The 19,209-nt window shown below is 71.5% G+C and carries 16 protein-coding genes; 9 read left to right on the forward strand and 7 right to left on the reverse strand.

Going from position 1 to position 19,209, the window contains the following annotated elements; genetic code table 11:
* Positions 1 to 233 precede the first annotated feature (233 nt).
* Positions 234 to 656: a nucleoside-diphosphate kinase gene (gene ndk, locus BM314_RS10420; protein ID WP_012317495.1), complete on the forward strand. Its 423-nt coding sequence runs from the start codon at positions 234 to 236 to the stop codon at positions 654 to 656.
* A 173-nt stretch (positions 657 to 829) separates the two neighbouring features.
* The gene (locus tag BM314_RS10425; protein WP_020091801.1) at positions 830 to 1,195 is read left to right on the forward strand and encodes a hypothetical protein; all 366 of its coding nucleotides are present in this window, start codon (positions 830 to 832) and stop codon (positions 1,193 to 1,195) included.
* A gap of 140 nt (positions 1,196 to 1,335) precedes the next feature.
* On the opposite strand, the gene purN is transcribed toward BM314_RS10425, so the two are convergent.
* Both purN and purM read right to left on the reverse strand, forming a co-directional pair.
* Complete coding sequence (gene purN / locus BM314_RS10430) at positions 1,336 to 1,986, reverse strand: phosphoribosylglycinamide formyltransferase (protein ID WP_056521218.1); 651 nt, start codon at positions 1,984 to 1,986, stop codon at positions 1,336 to 1,338.
* Entirely contained in the window at positions 1,986 to 3,065 is a 1,080-nt protein-coding gene (gene purM, locus BM314_RS10435; protein WP_091678383.1) for a phosphoribosylformylglycinamidine cyclo-ligase, read from the reverse strand. The genes purN and purM overlap by 1 nt, the downstream gene beginning before the upstream one ends.
* A 143-nt stretch (positions 3,066 to 3,208) precedes the next feature.
* On the opposite strand from purM, the gene BM314_RS10440 reads away from it, so the two are divergent.
* From BM314_RS10440 to BM314_RS10460, 5 genes are all read left to right on the forward strand, one after another.
* Positions 3,209 to 4,333 (forward strand): AI-2E family transporter, encoded by a 1,125-nt coding sequence (locus BM314_RS10440; RefSeq protein WP_026604737.1) that lies wholly within the window; start codon positions 3,209 to 3,211, stop codon positions 4,331 to 4,333.
* Between the two features lie 13 nt (positions 4,334 to 4,346).
* Positions 4,347 to 5,057 carry a P-loop NTPase family protein gene (locus BM314_RS10445; protein WP_020091805.1) on the forward strand — a complete coding sequence of 237 codons (711 nt, stop codon included), beginning with the start codon at positions 4,347 to 4,349 and terminating at the stop codon, positions 5,055 to 5,057.
* A gap of 98 nt (positions 5,058 to 5,155) precedes the next feature.
* The gene (locus BM314_RS10450) at positions 5,156 to 7,543 is read left to right on the forward strand and encodes an RNA degradosome polyphosphate kinase (protein ID WP_091978075.1); all 2,388 of its coding nucleotides are present in this window, start codon (positions 5,156 to 5,158) and stop codon (positions 7,541 to 7,543) included.
* A gap of 81 nt (positions 7,544 to 7,624) precedes the next feature.
* Complete coding sequence (gene ppx, locus BM314_RS10455) at positions 7,625 to 9,178, forward strand: exopolyphosphatase (protein WP_091978076.1); 1,554 nt, start codon at positions 7,625 to 7,627, stop codon at positions 9,176 to 9,178.
* A 401-nt stretch (positions 9,179 to 9,579) separates the two neighbouring features.
* Entirely contained in the window at positions 9,580 to 12,096 is a 2,517-nt protein-coding gene (locus tag BM314_RS10460) for a methyl-accepting chemotaxis protein (protein WP_091978077.1), read from the forward strand.
* 26 nt (positions 12,097 to 12,122) lie between these two features.
* Here the strand turns inward: BM314_RS10460 and BM314_RS10465 are convergent, their stop codons facing one another.
* Both BM314_RS10465 and BM314_RS10470 read right to left on the reverse strand, forming a co-directional pair.
* Positions 12,123 to 13,568 (reverse strand): acetamidase/formamidase family protein, encoded by a 1,446-nt coding sequence (locus BM314_RS10465; RefSeq protein ID WP_020091809.1) that lies wholly within the window; start codon positions 13,566 to 13,568, stop codon positions 12,123 to 12,125.
* A gap of 82 nt (positions 13,569 to 13,650) precedes the next feature.
* The gene (locus BM314_RS10470) at positions 13,651 to 15,978 is read right to left on the reverse strand and encodes an NADP-dependent malic enzyme (protein ID WP_020091810.1); all 2,328 of its coding nucleotides are present in this window, start codon (positions 15,976 to 15,978) and stop codon (positions 13,651 to 13,653) included.
* Positions 15,979 to 16,044: 66 nt separating this feature from the next.
* On the opposite strand from BM314_RS10470, the gene BM314_RS10475 reads away from it, so the two are divergent.
* Positions 16,045 to 16,707, forward strand: coding sequence for a CatB-related O-acetyltransferase (locus BM314_RS10475; protein ID WP_170868081.1), 663 nt, complete (start codon positions 16,045 to 16,047; stop codon positions 16,705 to 16,707).
* Positions 16,704 to 16,955: a DUF3297 family protein gene (locus tag BM314_RS10480; RefSeq protein WP_091978078.1), complete on the forward strand. Its 252-nt coding sequence runs from the start codon at positions 16,704 to 16,706 to the stop codon at positions 16,953 to 16,955. The genes BM314_RS10475 and BM314_RS10480 overlap by 4 nt, the downstream gene beginning before the upstream one ends.
* Here BM314_RS10480 and BM314_RS10485 read toward each other — a convergent pair.
* Genes BM314_RS10485 through BM314_RS10495 form a run of 3 tightly spaced genes read right to left on the reverse strand, consistent with a single transcriptional unit; the run spans position 16,925 to position 19,199 of the window.
* Positions 16,925 to 17,257, reverse strand: a complete 333-nt coding sequence (locus BM314_RS10485) for a hypothetical protein (RefSeq protein WP_020091813.1) — start codon at positions 17,255 to 17,257, stop codon at positions 16,925 to 16,927. The two genes, BM314_RS10480 and BM314_RS10485, sit on opposite strands and share 31 nt — an antisense overlap.
* Positions 17,254 to 18,330, reverse strand: a complete 1,077-nt coding sequence (locus BM314_RS10490) for an acyltransferase family protein (RefSeq protein ID WP_091978079.1) — start codon at positions 18,328 to 18,330, stop codon at positions 17,254 to 17,256. Before BM314_RS10490 ends, BM314_RS10485 begins: the two co-directional genes overlap by 4 nt.
* Entirely contained in the window at positions 18,327 to 19,199 is an 873-nt protein-coding gene (locus tag BM314_RS10495) for a glycosyltransferase family 2 protein (protein ID WP_091978080.1), read from the reverse strand. The genes BM314_RS10490 and BM314_RS10495 overlap by 4 nt, the downstream gene beginning before the upstream one ends.
* Positions 19,200 to 19,209 lie beyond the last annotated feature (10 nt).

Consider the following 19,209-nt stretch of genomic DNA (forward strand, 5'->3'; position numbering starts at 1 on the left):
GAGGGGTGGACGAAGTCGGTTGGTGCGCGACTGAGCCGCCGCAATCGGGCGATTTTTCGGCGGTGTTGCGGCAGAGCCACGGCCGCGCTTGCCCCGCCAAGGCGCGCCGGGCCGCTTGAGGCACCGGGGGGCGCCCGCTATAAGCCCGGCGCCGAAGCGAAATTCTCGCTGCCGCGGCGTGTCCGGATCGCCGGCGCGCCGCAGATCTTTTCCACAGACAGACCGGACGCACCATGGCCACCGAGCGCACCTTCTCGATCCTGAAGCCCGACGCGACGCGGCGGAACCTGACCGGCGCGGTCAACGCCGTCATCGAGGAGGCCGGCCTGCGCATCGTCGGCCAGCGCCGCATCCGCATGACCAAGGAGCAGGCCGAGAAGTTCTACGAGGTGCACAAGGAGCGCCCGTTCTTCGGCGAGCTCGTGACCTTCATGACCTCCGGCCCGGTGGTGGTTCAGGTCCTCGAGGGCGAGAACGCCGTCGCCAAGTACCGTGAGGTGATGGGTGCCACGAACCCGGCCCAGGCCGCCGAGGGCACGATCCGCAAGAAGTTCGCCGAGTCCGTCGGCGAGAACACCGTCCACGGCTCCGACAGCGCCGAGAACGCCAAGCTCGAGATCGCGCAGTTCTTCAAGGATTCCGACATCGCCGCCTGAGGCGAGGCGGCGCGCGGTGGCGGGTTGGGCACACCGACCCGCCATTCGCGCGCCCCGTACCCGGCGGCGCCGGGAATGCCGCCCTGTGTGACCGGGTCGTCCTTGACGGGACGGAGCCCGGGAGCGTCCAACGGCCGAGCTTAGCCAATCTCAGCCCCCGGACGACCCCGACCATGACGATGCGCCGCCTGCCCCTGCTGATCGCGACCGGCCTGTTCGCCCTCGGCGCGACCGCCGCCCTCGCGGGCGGATCCTCGGCCCCGTTCCAGCAGTACGAGCCGGACCCCGCTCTCAAGACCGCCAGCAAGACCAACCTCGAGGGCCGCGTGCGCCACGCCTGCACGGTGGTCCAGGCCCGCATGACCAGCGCCAGCGAGGCCTCCCTGGAGCGCCCCTGCGGCTGCTACGCGCGGCAGACGCTGCGCAGCCTCGACGCCTCCGAGATCGAGGCCTACCGGACCACCGGCTACTTCAACGACACCGCCCGCGCTAAGGCGCTCTCGGCCCTGGACAGCTGCAAGCTCCAGCGCCCGGTCTGAGCGCCCAGAGCTTCGAAGGCCTCCGGGTCCGCGCACCGTCTTCGTCGGCGGAGCAGCCCCGGGGCGGAACATGGCGAGCGTGGCGCGGCCGGATCGCGGCGCCCCGCTCGCGCGGACGGAAACGCCCGTGCTACCGCCGCCTAGAGGCTGAACAGAGCGCCGTCTGGCGCCCTCTCGTCGATCACGACGCGATCGCCGTCCAGACGGGCGCGGCCGCCCGCCACCAGGGCGAGCACCGCGGGGTAGAGCCGCCGCTCCTGCACGATCACGCGGTCGGCGAGGCTGTCGGGATCGTCGTCCTGGCGGACCGGGACCGCAACCTGGGCGACGATCGGTCCGGCGTCGAGTTCCGGCACCACGAAGTGGACCGTGCAGCCGTGAAGGCGCACGCCCGCGTCCAGCGCCTGCCGGTGCGTGTGGGTGCCCTTGAACAGGGGCAGGAGCGACGGGTGGATGTTGAGCATCCGGCCGGCCCAGGACGCAACGAAGTCGGTCGTCAGGATCCGCATGAAGCCCGCGAGGCAGACGAGGTCGACCTCGGCCGCCCGCAGCGCCGCGTCGAGGGCGGCGTCGAAACCGGCCCGGTCGGCGAAGGCCCGGTGATCGATGGCCTGCGTCGGGATGCCGGCCTCGGCCGCTCGGGCGAGGCCGGCGGCCTCCGGGCGGTTCGACAGGACCAGCACGATCTCGGCCGGGAAGGCGGGATCCTTCGCGGCTTCCAGCAGCGCCAGCATGTTCGAGCCGCGCCCCGAGATGAGGATCGCGACGCGGGTCTTGCGGGCGGACGCCATCACAGCGCGAGGCGGCCGCTGAAGGTCACCGGCTCGGGGCCGCGCGCCGTGATCCGTCCGAGGCGGACCGGGGTCTCGCCGGCCCGGGTCAGGGCCTCGTCGACGTCGTCGACCGCGTCGGCGGCGGCGATCACCACCATGCCGATCCCGCAGTTGAAGGTCCGCAGCATCTCGGCCTCGGCGACGCCGCCCTCGCGGGCGAGCCAGCCGAAGACCGGCGGCGGGGTCACGGCATCGAGGTCGACGGCGATGCCGACTTCGTCCGGCAGGACCCGGGGGAGGTTGTCGGGGAAGCCGCCGCCCGTGATGTGGGCGAGCGCCCGGATCCCGTCGGTGGCGCCCAGCGCCGCGAGCAGCGGCTTCACGTAGATCCGGGTCGGCTCCAGCAGCGCCTCGCCGAGGCTGCGGCCCGGGGCGAACGGGGCCGGCGCGTCCCAGCCGAGACCCGTCTTCGCGACGATCCGGCGGACCAGCGAGAAGCCGTTGGAATGGACGCCGGAGGAGGGCAGGCCGAGCACGACGTCTCCGGGCCGGATGCCGGGCCGCGGCAGAAGCGCGCCGCGCTCGGCGGCGCCGACCGAGAAGCCCGCGAGGTCGTAGTCGGACCCGTCGTAGAGGCCCGGCATCTCGGCGGTCTCGCCGCCGATCAGCGCGCAGCCGGCCTGCCGGCAGCCCTCGGCGATGCCGCGCACGATGTCGGCGCCGACGCCGGGGACCAGCTTGCCGGTCGCGTAGTAGTCGAGGAAGAACAGCGGCTCGGCGCCCTGGACGATGATGTCGTTCACGCACATCGCCACGAGGTCGATGCCGATCGTGTCGTGGCGGCCGGTCTCGATGGCGATCTTGACCTTGGTGCCGACGCCGTCGTTGGCGGCGACCAAGATCGGGTCGCGGAAGCCCGCGGCCTTCAGGTCGAACAGGCCGCCGAACCCGCCGATCTCGGCGTCGGCGCCCGGGCGCCGGGTCGAGCGCACCAGCGGCTTGATCGTCTCGACCATGGCGTTGCCGGCATCGATATCGACGCCCGCCGCCGCGTAGGTCAGCCCCGTCTTCGGCTCGTTGCCGTCCTTGGCCGTCATGCCCGCGCCACCTCGCTGAATACTGGCCCCGCTCTAGCGGCTTCCCGCGCGCCGCGCGAGTCGTGCCGGCGGCGCCTTGATCGGCGCGCTCCGCATACCCACTCTGCCCGCTGGCGTGGTGTGCTGCTGGGGGGAGCGTCATCGTGCGCGCACGGGCTGTGATCGGGCTGGCCGCTGTCGTGGCCCTGGGATTGATCGTCTACCTCCTGCGGGAGGTGATGCTGCCGTTCGTGGCCGGCATCACGCTGGCCTACCTCCTCGACCCCCTGGCAGACCGGCTGGAGCGGCTCGGCCTCGGGCGTCTGGCGGCCAGCCTGCTGATCCTGGCGCTGTTCGTCGTCGTCCTCGTCGTGACGCTGCTGATCCTGATCCCGCTCACGGCCAACCAGGTCGTGGCGCTCGTCAACGCGCTGCCCGGAATGGTGTCGCGGCTCCAGGCGATCATCGCCGAGCGGTCCGGGACCCTGCTCGAGCGCGTCGGCGGCGCGAACGTCCTTAACGAGCTGCAATCCTCCGTGGGGACGCTCGCCACCCAGGCCGGCACGTGGCTCCTGGCCTTCCTGAAATCGCTCTGGTCGGGCAGCCAAGCGCTGATCTCGATCGCCTCCCTGCTGGTCGTGACGCCGGTCGTCGCCTTCTACATCCTCGTCGACTGGGACCGGATGGTCGCCGCCATCGACGGCTGGGTGCCGCCCCGGCATCGGGCGACGGTGCGCGAGCTGGCGCGTCAGATCGACGGGGCGGTCACCGGCTACGTCCGCGGCCAGACCCTGGTCTGCCTCATTCTGGGCAGCTTCTACGCCGTCGGCCTGTGGCTGGTCGGCCTCAACTTCGGCGTGCTGATCGGCCTGATCGCCGGGTTCCTGACCTTCATCCCCTACGTCGGCACGCTCACCGGCTTCATGCTCTCCGTGGGCGTCGCGCTCGTCCAGTTCTGGCCCTCCGGAGACTGGCTGCATCTCGGCCTGACCGTCGCCGTCTTCCTCGTCGGCCAGTTCCTGGAGGGCAACGTCATCTCGCCGAAGCTCGTCGGCGATTCCACAGGGCTGCACCCGGTCTGGCTAATGTTCGCCCTGCTCGCCTTCGGGACGCTGTTCGGCTTCGTCGGGCTGCTGCTCGCCGTCCCGATCGCGGCCTCGATCGGCGTGCTGGTCCGCTTCGCCCTGGCCCGCTACCTGGAGAGCCGCCTCTACCACGCCGGGCAGCCGATCCTGATCGAGCACGAGGGCAAGGACGCTTCGGCCTTGACCTCCGCGGGCGCGGGATGATCCTGAGCGGCCTATGCGCGAGAACGCCCCACCCCGGCAGCTGGCCTTCGACCTGCCGCTCGACCCCCGCTACGGGCGCGAGGATTTCCTCGTCGGACCGGCCAACGAGGCCGCCTACGCGCTGATCGAGGCGTGGCCGGACTGGCCCGACAGCGTCTTGGTCCTCACCGGCCCCTCCGGCAGCGGCAAGAGCCACCTCGCGGCGATCTGGGCCGAGCGGGCCCACGCCTGGACCCTCCCGGCCGCCGAGCTGGGTGCCGACGCGGTCCAGCACCTCGTCTCCAACGGGGCGCTGGTCGTGGAGGACATCGACCGGGCGGAGCGGCGCGACGAGGCGGCGCTGTTCCACCTACTCAACCGCGCCCGCGAGCGAGGCTGCCCGGTTCTGCTGACCAGCGCCACGGGTATCGACGCCCTCGGCCTCACGACGCCGGATCTGCGCTCGCGGCTTCGCCTCGCGCCGCGCATCGCCATCGAGGCGCCGGACGACGCGCTCCTGCGTGCCGTCCTGGTCAAGCTGTTCGTGGACCGGCAGCTGGTGGTCGATCTCGGCGTCATCGAGGCGCTGGCCCTGCGGATCGACCGGTCGCTGGGCCGCGCCCGCGACGTCGTCGCCGAGCTCGACCGCGACGCCCTCGGGCGCGGCCGCCGCATCAGCCGGCCGCTCGCGCTGGCCGTCCTGCGCCGCATGGGGCTGGAGGACGAGCCGGACCCGAACGCCTGAAGGAGGAATGCAGTGGCCGTCACGAAACTGTCGTGAAGGCCGCCGGTCTAGGGTGATACACGCTCCGCCGCCGCGAGGAGCAGAGACAGGGATCCGGGATGGAATCGACGCAGAAGCCCGTGGACCGCGACGCCGCCGATGAGGCGCCCGAGCCCCGTCGGCGCGCGACGGCCAGTCCGGCGACGCGGCGGGCGGTCGCGCCCAAGCGCCTGCAGGCCGATCCGGTCGCGGGGGCGGCGGCTCCGGCGGAAGCCATTCCGGACGCCAACGACGAGTGGCCGGCCGCGGCGGCCGCGACTCCCGCGGAGCCGCCGGTCGGCGCGGCCCGCGAGCCGGTTGTGGAAGCCGGGCGAACCCTGCGCCACTCACCGGAGCGGTACGTGAACCGCGAGCTGTCCTGGCTGCAGTTCAACCGGCGGGTGCTGGAAGAGGCGTCGAACCCCAACCACCCGCTCCTGGAGCGCCTCCGCTTCCTGTCGATCTCGGCCAACAATCTGGACGAGTTCTTCATGGTCCGCGTGGCCGGCCTCATCGATCAGGTGCGGGCGGGGATCACGGTCCCGTCGCAGGACGGCCTGTCGCCGTCCGAGCAACTCGTCCGGATCGGCGCCGAGGTGTCGCGCCTCGCCGCCGACCAGCAGGCCCGCTGGCGGGAACTGCGCACGGAGCTGCACACGAGCGACATCGACATCGTCGAGCCCGCGGCCCTCACGGCCGAGCAGGCGGCGTGGCTGGAGGAGTACTTCCTCAACCACGTCTTCCCGGTCCTGACGCCGCTGGCGATCGATCCGGCCCACCCGTTCCCGTTCATCCCGAATCTCGGCACCACCATCGCGCTGATGCTGGTGCGGCCGAAGGACGGCCGGCTGCTGCGCGCCCTGATCCGGCTGCCGGGCGTCATCGACCGCTTCGTGCGCCTGCCGGTGAGCGACAGCGAGACTTCCGCCCGTCTGATCACCATCGAGCAGGTGATCGGGATGTTCACCGGGCGGCTCTTCCCGGGCTACCTCGTCAAGGGCAGCGGCGCGTTCCGCGTGGTCCGCGATTCCGACCTGGAGATCGAGGAGGAGGCGGAGGACCTCGTCCTGCATTTCGAGACGGCGCTGAAGCAGCGGCGGCGCGGCGTCGTGATTCGTCTCGAGGTCGAGGCGGGCATGTCGGAGGATCTGCGCAGCTTCGTCGCCGACGAACTGGAGATCGCCGCGGACGCGATCTTCCTCGTGGAGGGCATGCTGGCCCTGAATGAGCTGTCCCAGGTCGTCGGCATCGACAGGCCCGACCTGAAGTTCAAGCCCTACAATCCCCGCTTCCCGGAGCGCATCCGGGAGAGCGGCGGCGACGTGTTCGCGGCGATCCGGCAGAAGGACTTCATCGTCCACCACCCCTACGAATCCTTCGATTCGGTGGTGCAGTTCCTCGCGCAGGCCGCCCGTGACCCGAACGTGGTCGCGATCAAGCAGACTCTCTACCGGACCTCGTCCAACTCGCCGATCGTGGCGGCCCTCGCCGAGGCCGCGGAACTCGGCAAGTCCGTCACCGCCCTCGTGGAGCTGAAGGCGCGCTTCGACGAGGAGGCCAACATCCGCTGGGCGCGCAACCTCGAGAAGGCCGGCGCGCAGGTGGTGTTCGGCTTCGTCGAGCTGAAGACGCACGCCAAGCTGTCGCTGGTGGTCCGGCGCGAGGGCGACAAGCTCGTCACCTACTGCCACGTCGGCACCGGCAACTACCACCCGATCACCGCGCGCATCTACACGGACCTGTCGTTCTTCACGGCCGATCCCGCGATCGCGCGCGACGTGTCGCGGATCTTCAATTTCATCACCGGCTACGCCGAGCCGGCCGAGCTGGAGCGCATGGCGGTCTCGCCGCTGACCGCCAAGAACAAGCTCCTCGAGCACATCGAGGCCGAGGTCGCGCACGCGAAGGCCGGGCGCCCGGCCGCCATCTGGATCAAGTGCAACTCCCTGGTCGACAGCCAGATCATCGACGCGCTCTACGACGCCTCGGCGGCCGGGGTTCAGATCGACTGCGTGGTCCGCGGCATCTGCTGCCTGCGCCCGGGCATCCCCGGGCTGTCGGAGACGATCCGGGTGAAGTCGATCGTCGGGCGCTTCCTGGAGCACGGGCGAATCTACGCCTTCGGCAACGGCGTCGGGCTGCCGCACCCCAAGGCAACGGTCTACATCTCCTCCGCCGACCTGATGAGCCGGAATCTCGATCGCCGAGTCGAGGCGCTGCTGCCGATCACCAACCCGACGGTGCATCAGCAGGTGCTCGACCAGATCATGCTGGCCAACCTGCTCGACAACCGCCAGAGCTGGCGGCTCCTCGCCTCGGGCGGCTGCGAGCGGATCCAGCCCGCCGAGGGCGAGGAGCCGTTCAACGCCCACAAGTATTTCATGACCAATCCCAGCCTCTCTGGGCGCGGCAAGGCCTCGAAGAAGTCGAGCCCGCGGGCGCTGAGCCGCCGCGCCCAACGCAGCTGAGTTTCGCTGCGCGGCGTCGCTGGGCTAAACCTCCCGCACGGCGCGCCGGCGGCGCGCCGGGCTGATGAAGGACTCGGACGTTTGGGCAGCCCTCTTGCCAACTTCACCCTCGCGCACGACGCGGAGGCGATCGACAGCACCGCGCGCCATCCTGTGGCGATCATCGACATCGGCTCCAACTCGGTCCGCCTCGTCGCGTACGACGGACTGACCCGAGCGCCGACGCCGCTCTACAATGAGAAGGTGCTCTGCGGCCTCGGCCGCAACGTCCTGACGACCGGCCGCCTGAACGAGGAGGCGGTGGGGCGCGCACTCGCCGCCCTGGCGCGGTTCCGGGTGCTGTGCCAGACGATGCGCGTCAGGCAGGTCTACGTTCTCGCCACGGCGGCGGCGCGGGACGCCGAGAACGGTCCCGACTTTCTCCGCGCCGCCGAGGCGGCCTGTGGCCAGGAGATCCAGCTCCTCTCCGGACGGCGCGAGGCCGAGCTGTCGGCCCTCGGCGTGGTCTCGGGATTCCACGCGCCGAACGGCGTCGTGGGCGACATGGGCGGCGGCTCGCTCGAGCTCGTGGACGTCCGCGGGGCGGTCGTCGGACAGGGGGTGACCATGCCCCTCGGCGGCCTCGCCCTGCAGGACCTGTCCGGCGGCTCGGTCAAGAAGGCCGCCAAGATCGTCCGCGAGTACATGCGCAAGGCCGCCCCGCAGCTCGAGACCCTGCGCGGGCGGACCTTCTACGCGGTCGGCGGCACGTGGCGGGCCATCGCGCGGCTCCATCAGGCGGCCCGCGGCTACCCCGTCCACGTGATGCACGGCTACACGGTGGAGCCCACCGACGAACTCAGCTTCCTGCAGGTCGTCGAGCAGACCGACGTGGCGCTGCTGCAGGACGTCGACGCGATCTCCGAGGCGCGGCGCCCGCTCCTCGCCTACGGCGCCGTCGTCCTCGAGGAGATCATCCGAGTCGGGCGCCCCCGCGAGGTGGCGATCTCGGCATCGGGCGTGCGCGAGGGCCTGCTGTTCGAGCAGCTCGACCGCGACACCCGTCTGATCGATCCGCTGCTGGCCTCGGCGTCGGAATTCAACGTTCTGCGCGCGCGCTCGCCCCGCCACGGCGAGGAGTTGATCACCTGGACGGACCGGTTCGTCGCGACCCTGGACGGCCACGAGACCACCGACGAGCGCCGTCTGCGGCACGCCGGCTGCCTGCTGTCCGACGTCGGCTGGCGGGCGCATCCGGATTACCGCGGTGAGCAGAGCATCGCGGTGATCCAGAATGCCGCGTTCGTCGGCGTGGATCATCCGGGCCGGGCCTATCTCGCCCTGGCGGTGTCCCTGAGGCACACAGGCCTGGCCCCCGAGAAGGCGAACCCGATGCTCCGGAGCGTGGCCGGCCCGCGCCTGTTCGAGCGCGCCCGCCTCCTGGGCGCCCTGCTCCGGATCGCCTTCCCGATCTCGGCCGGCATGGACGGCGCCCTCGGACGGGCGCCGCTCACCGTCGAGGAGGGACGGGTGGTGCTGCGCCTGCCGCGGGACTGGGAGGCCCTGAACGGGGACCGCCTACTGAACCGCGTCCGCGGCCTCGGGCGCATCATCGGCCTGGACGGGCGGGTCGAGCTCGCGGACGACGCGCCCTGATCCGCGCGGCGCGGGCGCCGAACCCGGTCAGGGCCTCGCTCGTCGCCGCGGTCCGGTCTCGCACGATGGCCCGGGCCCGTCGCGCGGGAGAGTTCACGCGGGCCGAGGCCGACGGCGGCCTCGTGACCGTCGCACCGGCGCTCACCGCACGCCGCCGGAGCGGTGAGCGTGCGCCTGCCGACCGAGATCGCCGCGGTAACGTCGGCTTAATTCACGAAACCAACTTTTTTATTGGTTGATGTCGATTCTCCTCTGAATCCGGAATAGAGCGCGCCGTCCGCAAAATATGTCGGCGCGATAGACTGTCGAACACTGCCGAGCGGCAGCGTGAACGCGCGCGCCGTTCGCCCTATGATGCGAGCAACACGCAGATCCCACTCGCACATCGGAATGTTCACGCGATGAGATGGCTTGGCTACGTCTCGATTCGAGCCGTCATGTGCACGACGATACTCGCCATGGCGATGATGTTACTGGCCTACGCGGGGAATGCTCTGCTCGACGCGCGTCTTCAGGCGCGACAGGCCCGGGACGCGGTCACGCTGACCCGCGCGAGTCGCCAGCTGCTCGGGACGATCCTGCCGACACGCCTCGAGCGGGGGGCAGCGCTCGCCCTGGGCGGGGATGCCTCCGCCGACCCGGAGAGCCTGAAGGCCTACGCGACGAACCGGGACGCGATGGTCGCGGGCTTCGCGAGCGTTCAGGACCTGCTGCGGGACCGGGATCTGCCCTCCGTGACGGCGACGATGGCGAGGCTCAACGCGGCTCAGGACGCCGTGAACCTGCTCCGCCCCCGGATCGATGAAGCCCTGCGCGTACCGAAGCCGAAGCGGGACCCGGCGCTGCTGCCCGCCGTGCTGACGGCCTTTCAGGAACTTCTCGACGCGCTGACGGCGACCACGGACGCCGTGGATTCGGCTATTCCGCGCTCCGACGCCGTCCTGCAGCACTACCTCGTCCTCAAGCGGTCTGCCTGGGCGACCCGTGTCGCGATCGGGAACGTCGCCCTGCGCGTGCAGACCTCGCTGGCGGCGGGAACGTCGTGGTCGCTGCCCGAGACCGTGGCGGCGGCCGAGGAGCGGGCGCGGGTCCAGTCGGCGTGGTCGAGCACCAGCGAGGCCGCCGCCCAGAGCTCGGACGCCGTGCGGTCCGCGTTCGAGAAGGCCAAGCGCAGCAATTTCGAGGGCGAGGCGGCGGAGGCGGCGCGCGCGATCTTCGACGCCCTGAGCCAGCATCGCGCGTCCCCCATCGCGTTCCAAGACCTCCGTAAGCGAAACAGCGTCGAGCAGATGACGATCGTTGATCTCGCTAATGCCGCCCTCGCCGAGATGGTGGCGCGGGCCGAGAGCCTCGCCGCGGAGGCGGACGGCGTTCTCCTGCACAGTGCCGCGGCGCTGCTGGCCGTCCTGCTGCTCGTCGGGCTGGGCCTCATGGCTCTGTTCGGGGGCGTGCTGCGCCCCCTCCGGATCATCGCCACCGCGATGCGCGCGCTGACGGGGGGCGACACCGCCGTCGCCGTCCCGGTGCGAGCGTACCGGAACGAGTTCGCGCCGATCATGGTGGCCGTGCAGGCCTTCCGGGACAATCTGATCCGCACGCGCGACCTCGAGGCCGGGGCCGAGCGGGCGCGGCTGGACGCCGACGACCAGCGCCGGGACAGCCTGCGCCAGATGGCGCAACGGTTCGAGGAGGCCGTCGGAGGCATGATCGGCTCGGTCGCGTCCTCGGCCAACGCCCTGCAGGTCACGGCGCAGACGATGACCGCGACGGCCACCCGGACGGCCGGGCAGTCGACGGCGGTCGCGGCCGCCGCCGAGCGGGCCTCGAGCAACGTCAACACCGTGGCGGCGGCCGCGGAGGAGCTCGGCACCTCCGTCCAGGAGATCGGGCGGCAGGCCGACGGATCGGCGGATCTCGCGCAGAGGGCCGCGGCCGAGGCCGACCGGACCGCCGCGCGCGTCCAGGACCTGAGCAGCGCCGTGGACCAGATCGGTGCCGTCGTGGGGCTGATCTCGTCGATCGCCGAGCAGACCAACCTGCTGGCGCTCAACGCCACCATCGAGGCGGCCCGCGCGGGCGCAGCCGGCCGCGGCTTCGCGGTGGTGGCTTCCGAGGTGAAGGCCCTCGCCGCGCAGACCGCCAAGGCCACCGACGAGATCTCCGGTCAGATCGCGCAGGTGCAGGCGTCCACCGGGCAGGCGGTGGAGGCCATCGCGGCGATCACCGCGCGGATCCGCGAGATCAACGGGGCGGCGACCACGATCGCGGCGGCTGTCGAGGAACAGGGTGCGGCGACCCAGGAGATCGTCCGCAACGTCGGGCAGGCGGCCACCGGCACAGGCGAGGTCACCACGACCATGACCGGCGTCGCGCAGGCGGCCGAGGGCACCGGCCTGGCCGCGAGCCAGGTTCTCGCGGCGGCCTCCGCCCTGTCGGACCAGTCGGACCGTCTGACCGCCGAGGTCGAACGGTTCCTGGCGAGCGTTCGCGTGTCCTACGCGGTCTCCGCCGCCCAGGTCGCGATCGTGCAGCGCAGCTTCGCGACGGTGCAGGCGCTCGGCGACACCGCGGCAGAGCTGTTCTACGGACGCCTGTTCGACATCGCGCCGCAGGTCCGGTCGCTCTTCCCGGACGACATGACCGCGCAGAAGCGCAAACTCGTCGCCATGCTGGCACTGGCGGTGGCCAACCTCGACAAGCCGGAGGCGCTCGTCGCCGCCGTGCGCGATCTCGGGGACCGGCACGTCGGCTACGGCGCGATGCAGGCGCATTTCGAGGCGGTCGGCGCGGCACTGCTCTGGACCCTGGAGCAGGGGCTCGGCCCGGACTTCACGCCGGAGGTCCGGGAAGCCTGGACCGAGACCTACCGGGTCATCGCCGGCCTCATGACGATGACCGGAGCCGCGAAGGCCGCGTGACCGGGTCAGGCGTCAGGCGTCAGGCGTCAGGCGACGCGATCGGAGAAGATCGCCTTCTTGACCACGGCGTGGACGCCCCAGTTGCCGTCCACGACCTGCGTGATCCCGAAATCGACCGCCACCGACATCAGCGAGATCGCCTCGTCCTCGGTGAGGCCCTTCGCGTGCATCAGGAACTGGCGCATCTTCCGGAAGGCGTCGCGCATGGCGAGGTCGATCGAGGATTTCTGAAAGATCGCGCTCTGCGCGTCCGGACCGAGATCCCGCAGGTAGTTCGGGTAGCTGAAGCCGGACAGAACCCAGTCGTCCCGGGTCTCGATCATCGGGAAGTCGAGCGCCTCCAGCGGCGTGCCGGGCAGGTCCGCCTTCTTGTGCAGGATGAACTGGAAGGTGCCGGTGAGCGAGCACTCGATCGCGGTGCCGCACAGTTCGGAATCGCCCTGGCTGGCGTGGGGATCGCCCACGGAGAACAGGGCGCCCGGCACCGCCACCGGGTAGTAGAGGGTCGCGCCCTTGCCGATCCGCCAGTTGTCGATGTTGCCGCCGGTGTAGCTCGGCGGGATCGTGTTCACCCGGTCGGCCTCGGCGGGCGCGACGCCCATCGTGCCGAAATGCGGCCGGATCGGCACGCGGATGCCCTTCAGGACCTCGAAGGTCTTCTGGGTCTTCGTGTGGTCCACCGGCAGGCCGGGATAGTCGATGGTCGGGTGGGAGACGCCGAACGGGTCGGTCACGCCGGGCCAGCGGAAGCTGTAGACCGCCCGGGCCCAGTCGCGCTCGCCGGTGGCGTCGACCTCGTAGATGGTCACGACCTCCCGGGGTTTATCGCCGGTGATCAGGTCGTTGTAGTGGTAGCCCCACCACGCCGCCGCGTTGCTGCCGAAGGCCAGTCCCTTGTACCTGGGATTGGCGCAGGGGCGGGGGGCGACGTCGAGGATGCGCACCTCCAGGACGTCGCCGGGCTCGGCGCCGCGGATTGCCACCGGGCCGGTGCAGATGTGCACGCCGAGGCCACCGCCGGGGCCGACCTTGGCATCCATGGCGCCGGCTCCGCGGGGCGAGACGCCCATCTTGTCCTTGGTCCAGAGATAGACGCTCTCGGCGCCCGGATCGCCCTGGATCATGCGCTCGGCATCGTCGCTCGCCTGGTGGGTGAGCGTCTCGATCGTGACGAAGTCGCCCGAGCCGATCTCGACCTTGGGCTTGAGGCTGCGGCTGAAGAAGCCCCAGTGGACCGTCTCGGCATTCGCCGGCAGGTGGTAATGCGCCGTGGCGGCGATCTTGGCGCCGCTCGCCTGGGCCAGGGCCGGGCTCACGAGCGACGGACCGCCCGCCGCGAGGGCCGCGGCCGCGGCGCCGGTCGCCGCGAAGCCGCTCTTCAGGAAGGCGCGCCGCTCAGGCTCGAGATCCCGCCGGAACCGGCGGCGGTGCTCCTCGAAGGCGTGGCAGGTTGGATCGTCGCCCGCGCACATCGCGTCGTCTCCCGGTGGTTTCGTGGTCCCGGGACGGGCAAGCAAATCGACGGCCACGCTGGCGGCCGCCGACGGGCGTCCCTCACTCCGAGAGCATGCCGACGCCGCCCTCCTCGGCGCGCGCGACGGCCTCGTCCGCCTGGGCCTCGACCACGGCGGCGGCCGTGACGTTGACGATGCCGCGCGCCGTCACCGACGGCGTCAGGATGTGGGCGGGCTTGGCCGGGCCGATCAGGAGCGGGCCGACCGGCAGCGCGTCCGCCAGCACCTTCGCGAACTGGAAGGCGATGTTGGCCGCGTCGAGATTCGGGAAGATCAGGACGTTGGCCGCGCCCTTGAGGCGCGAGCCCGGCAGGACGCGCTCGCGCACCATCTCGTTGAGGGCGGAATCGGCCTGCATCTCGCCGTCGACCTGCAGCTCGGGATTCCGCGTGTGCAGGAGCGCGAGGGCGTCGCGCATCTTCATCGCGGAGGGCGAATCCGACTGGCCGAAATCGGAGTGGCTGAGGAGCGCGATCTTCGGCGTCATCCCGAACCGGCTGACGTGGCTGGCGCAGGCCTGCGCCACGTCGGCGATCTCCTCGGCCGTGGGGTTCTGGCGGACATGGGTGTCGGCCAGGAAGTACGCGCCGTTATGCGTCACCACGAGGCTCATCGCGGCGCACTGCTCCACGCCCGGCGCGAGCCCGATCACGTCGCGGATGATGCGCAGGCGCGTCTCGAACCGGCCCTCAAGGCCGCAGATCAGCGCGTCGGCCTCGCCGCGGCGGACCGCGATGGCGCCGATCACCGTGTTGTTGGTGCGGACCAGGGTCCGGGCCGCGTCCGGCGTGATGCCGCGGCGACCGGCGACTTCCAGATAGGTCTGGACGTAGGCGCGGTAGCGGGGATCGTCCTCGGGATCGATCAGCTCGAAGTCGCGGCCGTGCACCATCGACAGGCCGAAGCGCTTCAGGCGGGTCTCGACCACCCGCGGCCGGCCGACCAGGATCGGCAGGGCGACCTTGTCCTCGACGATCGCCTGGACGGCGCGGAGCACGCGCTCGTCCTCGCCCTCGGCGTAGATCACGCGCTTGGGCTCGGCCTTCGCCTTCGAGAACAGCGGCTTCATGATCAGGCCGGACCGGTGCACGAACCGGTCGAGGCTCTCGACATAGGCGTCGAGGTCCGGGAGCGGCCGGCCGGCGACGCCGGAATCCATCGCGGCCTTGGCCACCGCCGGGGCGATGCGCAGGATCAGGCGCGGGTCGAACGGGCTCGGGATCAGGGATTTCGGTCCGAACGGCCGGGCCTCGCCGCCGTAGGCGCGGGCGACCACGTCCGAGGTGGTCTCGTGGGCCAGGCCCGCGATCGCCTTGACGGCGGCCTTCTTCATCTCCTCGTTGATCTTGTGGGCGCCGACATCGAGCGCCCCGCGGAAGATGTAGGGGAAGCACAGGACGTTGTTGACCTGGTTCGGGAAGTCCGACCGGCCGGTGCAGATCATGGCGTCCGGCCGCTCCTTCTCGGCCAGATCCGGCATGATCTCCGGGTAGGGGTTGGCGAGCGCCATGATCAGCGGCTTCTCGGCCATCTCCTTCAGGTACTCGGGCTTGAGCACGCCGCCGGCCGACAGGCCGATGAACACGTCCGCCCCCGGGATCACCTCGGCGAGCGTCCGCTTGTCGGTCTCCTGGGCGTAGACGTCCTTCCACCGGTCCATCAGCTCGGCGCGTCCCTTGTAGACGACGCCCTTGATGTCGGTGACCGTGATGTTCTCGCGGGTCGCCCCGAGCGACACGAGGAGGTTGAGGCAGGCGAGCGCCGCCGCGCCGGCGCCGGACGTGACGATCCGGACGTCGGACAGGTTCTTGCCGGCGAGTTCCAGGCCGTTGAGGACGGCGGCGGCCACGATGATCGCGGTGCCGTGCTGGTCGTCGTGGAAGACCGGGATGTTCATCCGGGCCCGGCACTGCTCCTCGACCTCGAAGCACTCGGGCGCCTTGATGTCCTCGAGGTTGATGCCGCCGAAGGTCGGCTCGAGGGCGCAGACGACGTCGACGAGCTTCGACACGTCCTTCTGGTCGACCTCGATGTCGAAGACGTCGATGCCGGCGAACTTCTTGAACAGGACGGCCTTGCCCTCCATCACGGGCTTCGAGGCCAGCGGGCCGATATCGCCGAGGCCGAGCACGGCCGTGCCGTTGGACAGCACCGCCACGAGGTTCTGGCGCACCGTGAGTTCGGCGGCCTGCTGCGGGTCGTCGTGGATCGCCATGCAGGCCGCGGCGACGCCGGGCGAGTAGGCCAGGGCGAGGTCGCGCTGGTTGCCGAGCGGCTTGGTCGCCTGGATCTCCAGCTTCCCGGGCTTGGGCAGGCGGTGGTAGACGAGCGCCCCGGCCTTGAGGTCCTCGGACATGTTATCGGCCATCGCCCACGCTCCCGCTCACCTTTTTCACCGAGGACGACGCGGTCGCGCATCGCGCGGGCTCGCGTCATGACCGGTCTGTTGCACCGGCTGCGCAGGGGGCGCAACCCGCACAACGAGACCCGGATCCACCTCGCCGAGCTGGCGAGGACCCACGGGTTCTCCATAGGCGCTTATTCGTACGGGCGTCCAAAAGTCCGCTTCCCGGAGAGCGGGCGGCGGCTGACGATCGGCCGCTATTGTTCCATCGCTGACAAGGTCGAGATCCTGCTCGGCGGCGATCACCGCCTCGACTGGGCGTCGACTTATCCGTTCGCGGCGATGCGCGGGCTGTTCCCGGACGCCGCGGCGCCGGAGGATTTCCACGCCTCCCGGGGCGACGTGGTGATCGGGCACGATGTCTGGCTCGGATCGGGCTGCATGATCCTCTCGGGGGTGACCGTCGGGCACGGGGCCGTGGTGGCGGCCCGCGCCGTGGTGACCCGCGACGTGCCGGCCTACGCCGTGGTGGCGGGCAACCCGGCCAAGGTCGTGCGCCACCGCTTCGACGCGGCGACCGTGGAGGCGCTCGTGGCGGCGGCGTGGTGGGACCTCCCGCACGACGCGGTGACCCGGCTGGTGCCGCTGCTCCAGAGCGGGCGGATCGCCGACTTGCTCGCGGCGTTGCGCGCGGGCGCGGATTCCCGTACCGGCGGGGCCCGATACGAAGACCATCCGAGATCCGGACGATGACCGACACGCCCCCCGACCGCCTCGCTTCCAACCCGAACAGCCCGTTCTACGACGAGAAGGTGCTGGAGCGCGGGGTCGGTGTCCGGTTCAAGGGCGTCGAGAAGACGAACGTCGAGGAGTACTGCGTGAGCGAGGGCTGGGTCCGCCTCTCGGCCGGCAAGACCCTCGACCGGGCCGGCAACCCGATGACGGTGAAGCTGAAGGGCACCGTGGAGCCCTACTTCCGCGACCCCGCCGCGGACGCCTGATCCGCCACCCGCGCCAGGGCGGCCTCGAAGTTCCGGACGGCCTCGCGGACGAGGTTCCCGATCTGATCCGAGGAGCGCGGCCCGTCGATGACGAGGCTCGCGAGGATATCGGAGCGCCGGGCGCGCTGCTTGGCGGTGCGCCGGTGGTTCGAGACGCGCAGGTGCCAGGCGCAGTCCGGTCGCCGCAGGTAGAGGCTGTCGCCGCGCTCGTTCCGGGCGACGATCGCGAAGCCGTCCGCCTCCAGCATCCGCGCCGCGCGAGCGAGCGTCTTCAGCGGCGGGAGAGGCCCGTCGGCGGTCACGGCCCGGCCGGCTCGATCGTGCCGAGGCGCCGCCGCCCGAGCGCGCGCGCCTTCAGCGACAGGGCCGGCCGCTCGACCCCGTACCAGGACAGCGCCGCGACCGGCAGCGTGAGGGCGAGGGCCGGCACCAGCAGCGCGGGCCCGGAGGCGGCCGGCCACAGGGCGTGCAGGGTCTGCTGGACCGGCCAGCCGTAGAGATAGATCCCGTAGGAGAGGTCGGCCGCAGGGTCGAACAGGCCGCGCGCGAGGGGGCCGAGGGCGAGCCAGACCACGCCGTAGGCCTCGGCGAGGAACAGCAGGGCCGGGTAGGCCGGCGTCCGCGCGAGGACGCAGGCGCCGAAGACCAGGCAGGCGAGGGCCGCCGCCGAGACACGCAGGCGGTCGCGCCACAGGTAGAGACACGCCCCGGCCGCGAAGATCAGCGGCAGGCGCAGCGCCGTCTCGGTGCCCTTGGGCAGGTCCGGACCGCGGAGACCGCAGGCGATCGTCAGGGCGAGCGCCAGACCGGCCACGATCAGGGGCGCCGACCACCGGCGCCGGAGCAGGCCGCACAGGGCGGCGACGAGGACGCCGAGGTAGCACAGCACCTCGTACTTGAGCGTCCAGACCGTGCCGAGGGGCGCCCGGTAGGGATTCGCTTCGAAGACGCCGGGGAGGGCGGCGTTGCTCTTGAAGGTCGTCAGCGTCCCGCGGATGAACGACCACAGGGCGGGATCGCGCCAGTACTCGGTGACGGGCAGGCGAGTCAGGGCCGCGCCGAGCCCGAGCGCGACGACGAGCGTCGCCGCCACGAGTCCCGGGAGGATCCGCAGGGTCCGGGCGAGGGCGTAGTCCCGGAGGCCGCGGCGGTCGCAGCTCATGGTGACCAGGAAGCCCGACACCGCGAAGAATCCGTTCACCGCGTGTTCGCCCAGCGTGTAGCCGGTGAGCCGGGCGAGGGGCTCGTCGCCGGCCGCGCCGGTCGCGACGCTGAACGCGTGGGACACCACGACGGCCAGAGCCAGCATCAGCCGCAGGCCGGTGAAGCCGTTGCGCCCGCGCGCCAGAGCGGTCGCGATCGTCGGCGCACTCATCCGGTCAGACCCTCGCGGGCCAGCGCGGTCCGGCCGCGCAGGAAGGCGAGGGCGCCCGCGGCCGAGCCGCCGTAACGCTCGAGCCCGGCCCGCCGGAGGACCAGACCCGACAGCAGCGCCTTCGGCAGGTTGGCGCCCAGGACGGCGAGGCTCGGGTCCGAAAGGCCGTACTTCCGGCTGACATAGGCGCGCGACCACGCCTGATGCCAGCGCGCGCGGAACACCCGTCCCGGCTCCGGCGCCGACGATCGGCCGCGACCGTGCAGCGCCACGGCGCGGTGGACGTGGATCAGGGCGCGGCCGCTGTCGGCCACGCGCCGGCACAGGTCATCGTCCTCGTAGAACAGGAAGATGTTCTCGTCGAAGCCGCCGAGATCGAGGAACAGGGCGCGCGGCATCATCAGGCAGGCCCCGGAGAGGAACGGCGCGCAGGCATCGCCCTGCGGCAGCGCGAGCCGGCCCGCGGGATTGGTCAGGTAGGGCGCGAGCAGGGACCGCGCCTGGAAGAAGAAGCGCCCGTCGGGTTCGACGAGGCGCGGGGCGATAAGCCCGGCATCCGGCCAGGTGCGGGCCGCGTCCAGCAGGGCGTCCACGGTGCCCGGCCGCAGCACGACGTCCGGGTTGACGACGAGGACGTGCTCCGCCGTCTCGGCCGCGCGGACGCCCCGGTTGTTGGCGCGGCCGTAGCCCTCGTTGCGGGCGTTGCGGATCACCTGCGCGCCGGCCGCCTCCGCGACCGACGCGGAGGCGTCCCGGCTGGCATTGTCCACGACGATCGCCGGCACATGCTCGCCGGCGAGCGCCGCGAGACAGGCCGGCAGCACGTCGGCGCTGTCGTGGGCGACGACGATCGCGACGAGGCTCGCCACCGCGGGGGAC

The organism is Methylobacterium sp. 13MFTsu3.1M2, from assembly GCF_900112625.1.
Classification (GTDB): Bacteria; Pseudomonadota; Alphaproteobacteria; order Rhizobiales; family Beijerinckiaceae; genus Methylobacterium.

Coding starts and splice junctions, on each gene's coding strand:
- ndk (WP_012317495.1), top strand. CDS start 234: ATGGCCACCGAGCGCACCTTCTCGATCCTGAAGCCCGACGCGACGCGG.
- BM314_RS10425 (WP_020091801.1), top strand. CDS start 830: ATGACGATGCGCCGCCTGCCCCTGCTGATCGCGACCGGCCTGTTCGCC.
- purN (WP_056521218.1), bottom strand. CDS start 1,986: ATGGCGTCCGCCCGCAAGACCCGCGTCGCGATCCTCATCTCGGGGCGC.
- purM (WP_091678383.1), bottom strand. CDS start 3,065: ATGACGGCCAAGGACGGCAACGAGCCGAAGACGGGGCTGACCTACGCG.
- BM314_RS10445 (WP_020091805.1), top strand. CDS start 4,347: ATGCGCGAGAACGCCCCACCCCGGCAGCTGGCCTTCGACCTGCCGCTC.
- BM314_RS10450 (WP_091978075.1), top strand. CDS start 5,156: ATGGAATCGACGCAGAAGCCCGTGGACCGCGACGCCGCCGATGAGGCG.
- BM314_RS10460 (WP_091978077.1), top strand. CDS start 9,580: ATGAGATGGCTTGGCTACGTCTCGATTCGAGCCGTCATGTGCACGACG.
- BM314_RS10465 (WP_020091809.1), bottom strand. CDS start 13,568: ATGTGCGCGGGCGACGATCCAACCTGCCACGCCTTCGAGGAGCACCGC.
- BM314_RS10470 (WP_020091810.1), bottom strand. CDS start 15,978: ATGGCCGATAACATGTCCGAGGACCTCAAGGCCGGGGCGCTCGTCTAC.
- BM314_RS10475 (WP_170868081.1), top strand. CDS start 16,045: ATGACCGGTCTGTTGCACCGGCTGCGCAGGGGGCGCAACCCGCACAAC.
- BM314_RS10480 (WP_091978078.1), top strand. CDS start 16,704: ATGACCGACACGCCCCCCGACCGCCTCGCTTCCAACCCGAACAGCCCG.
- BM314_RS10490 (WP_091978079.1), bottom strand. CDS start 18,330: ATGAGTGCGCCGACGATCGCGACCGCTCTGGCGCGCGGGCGCAACGGC.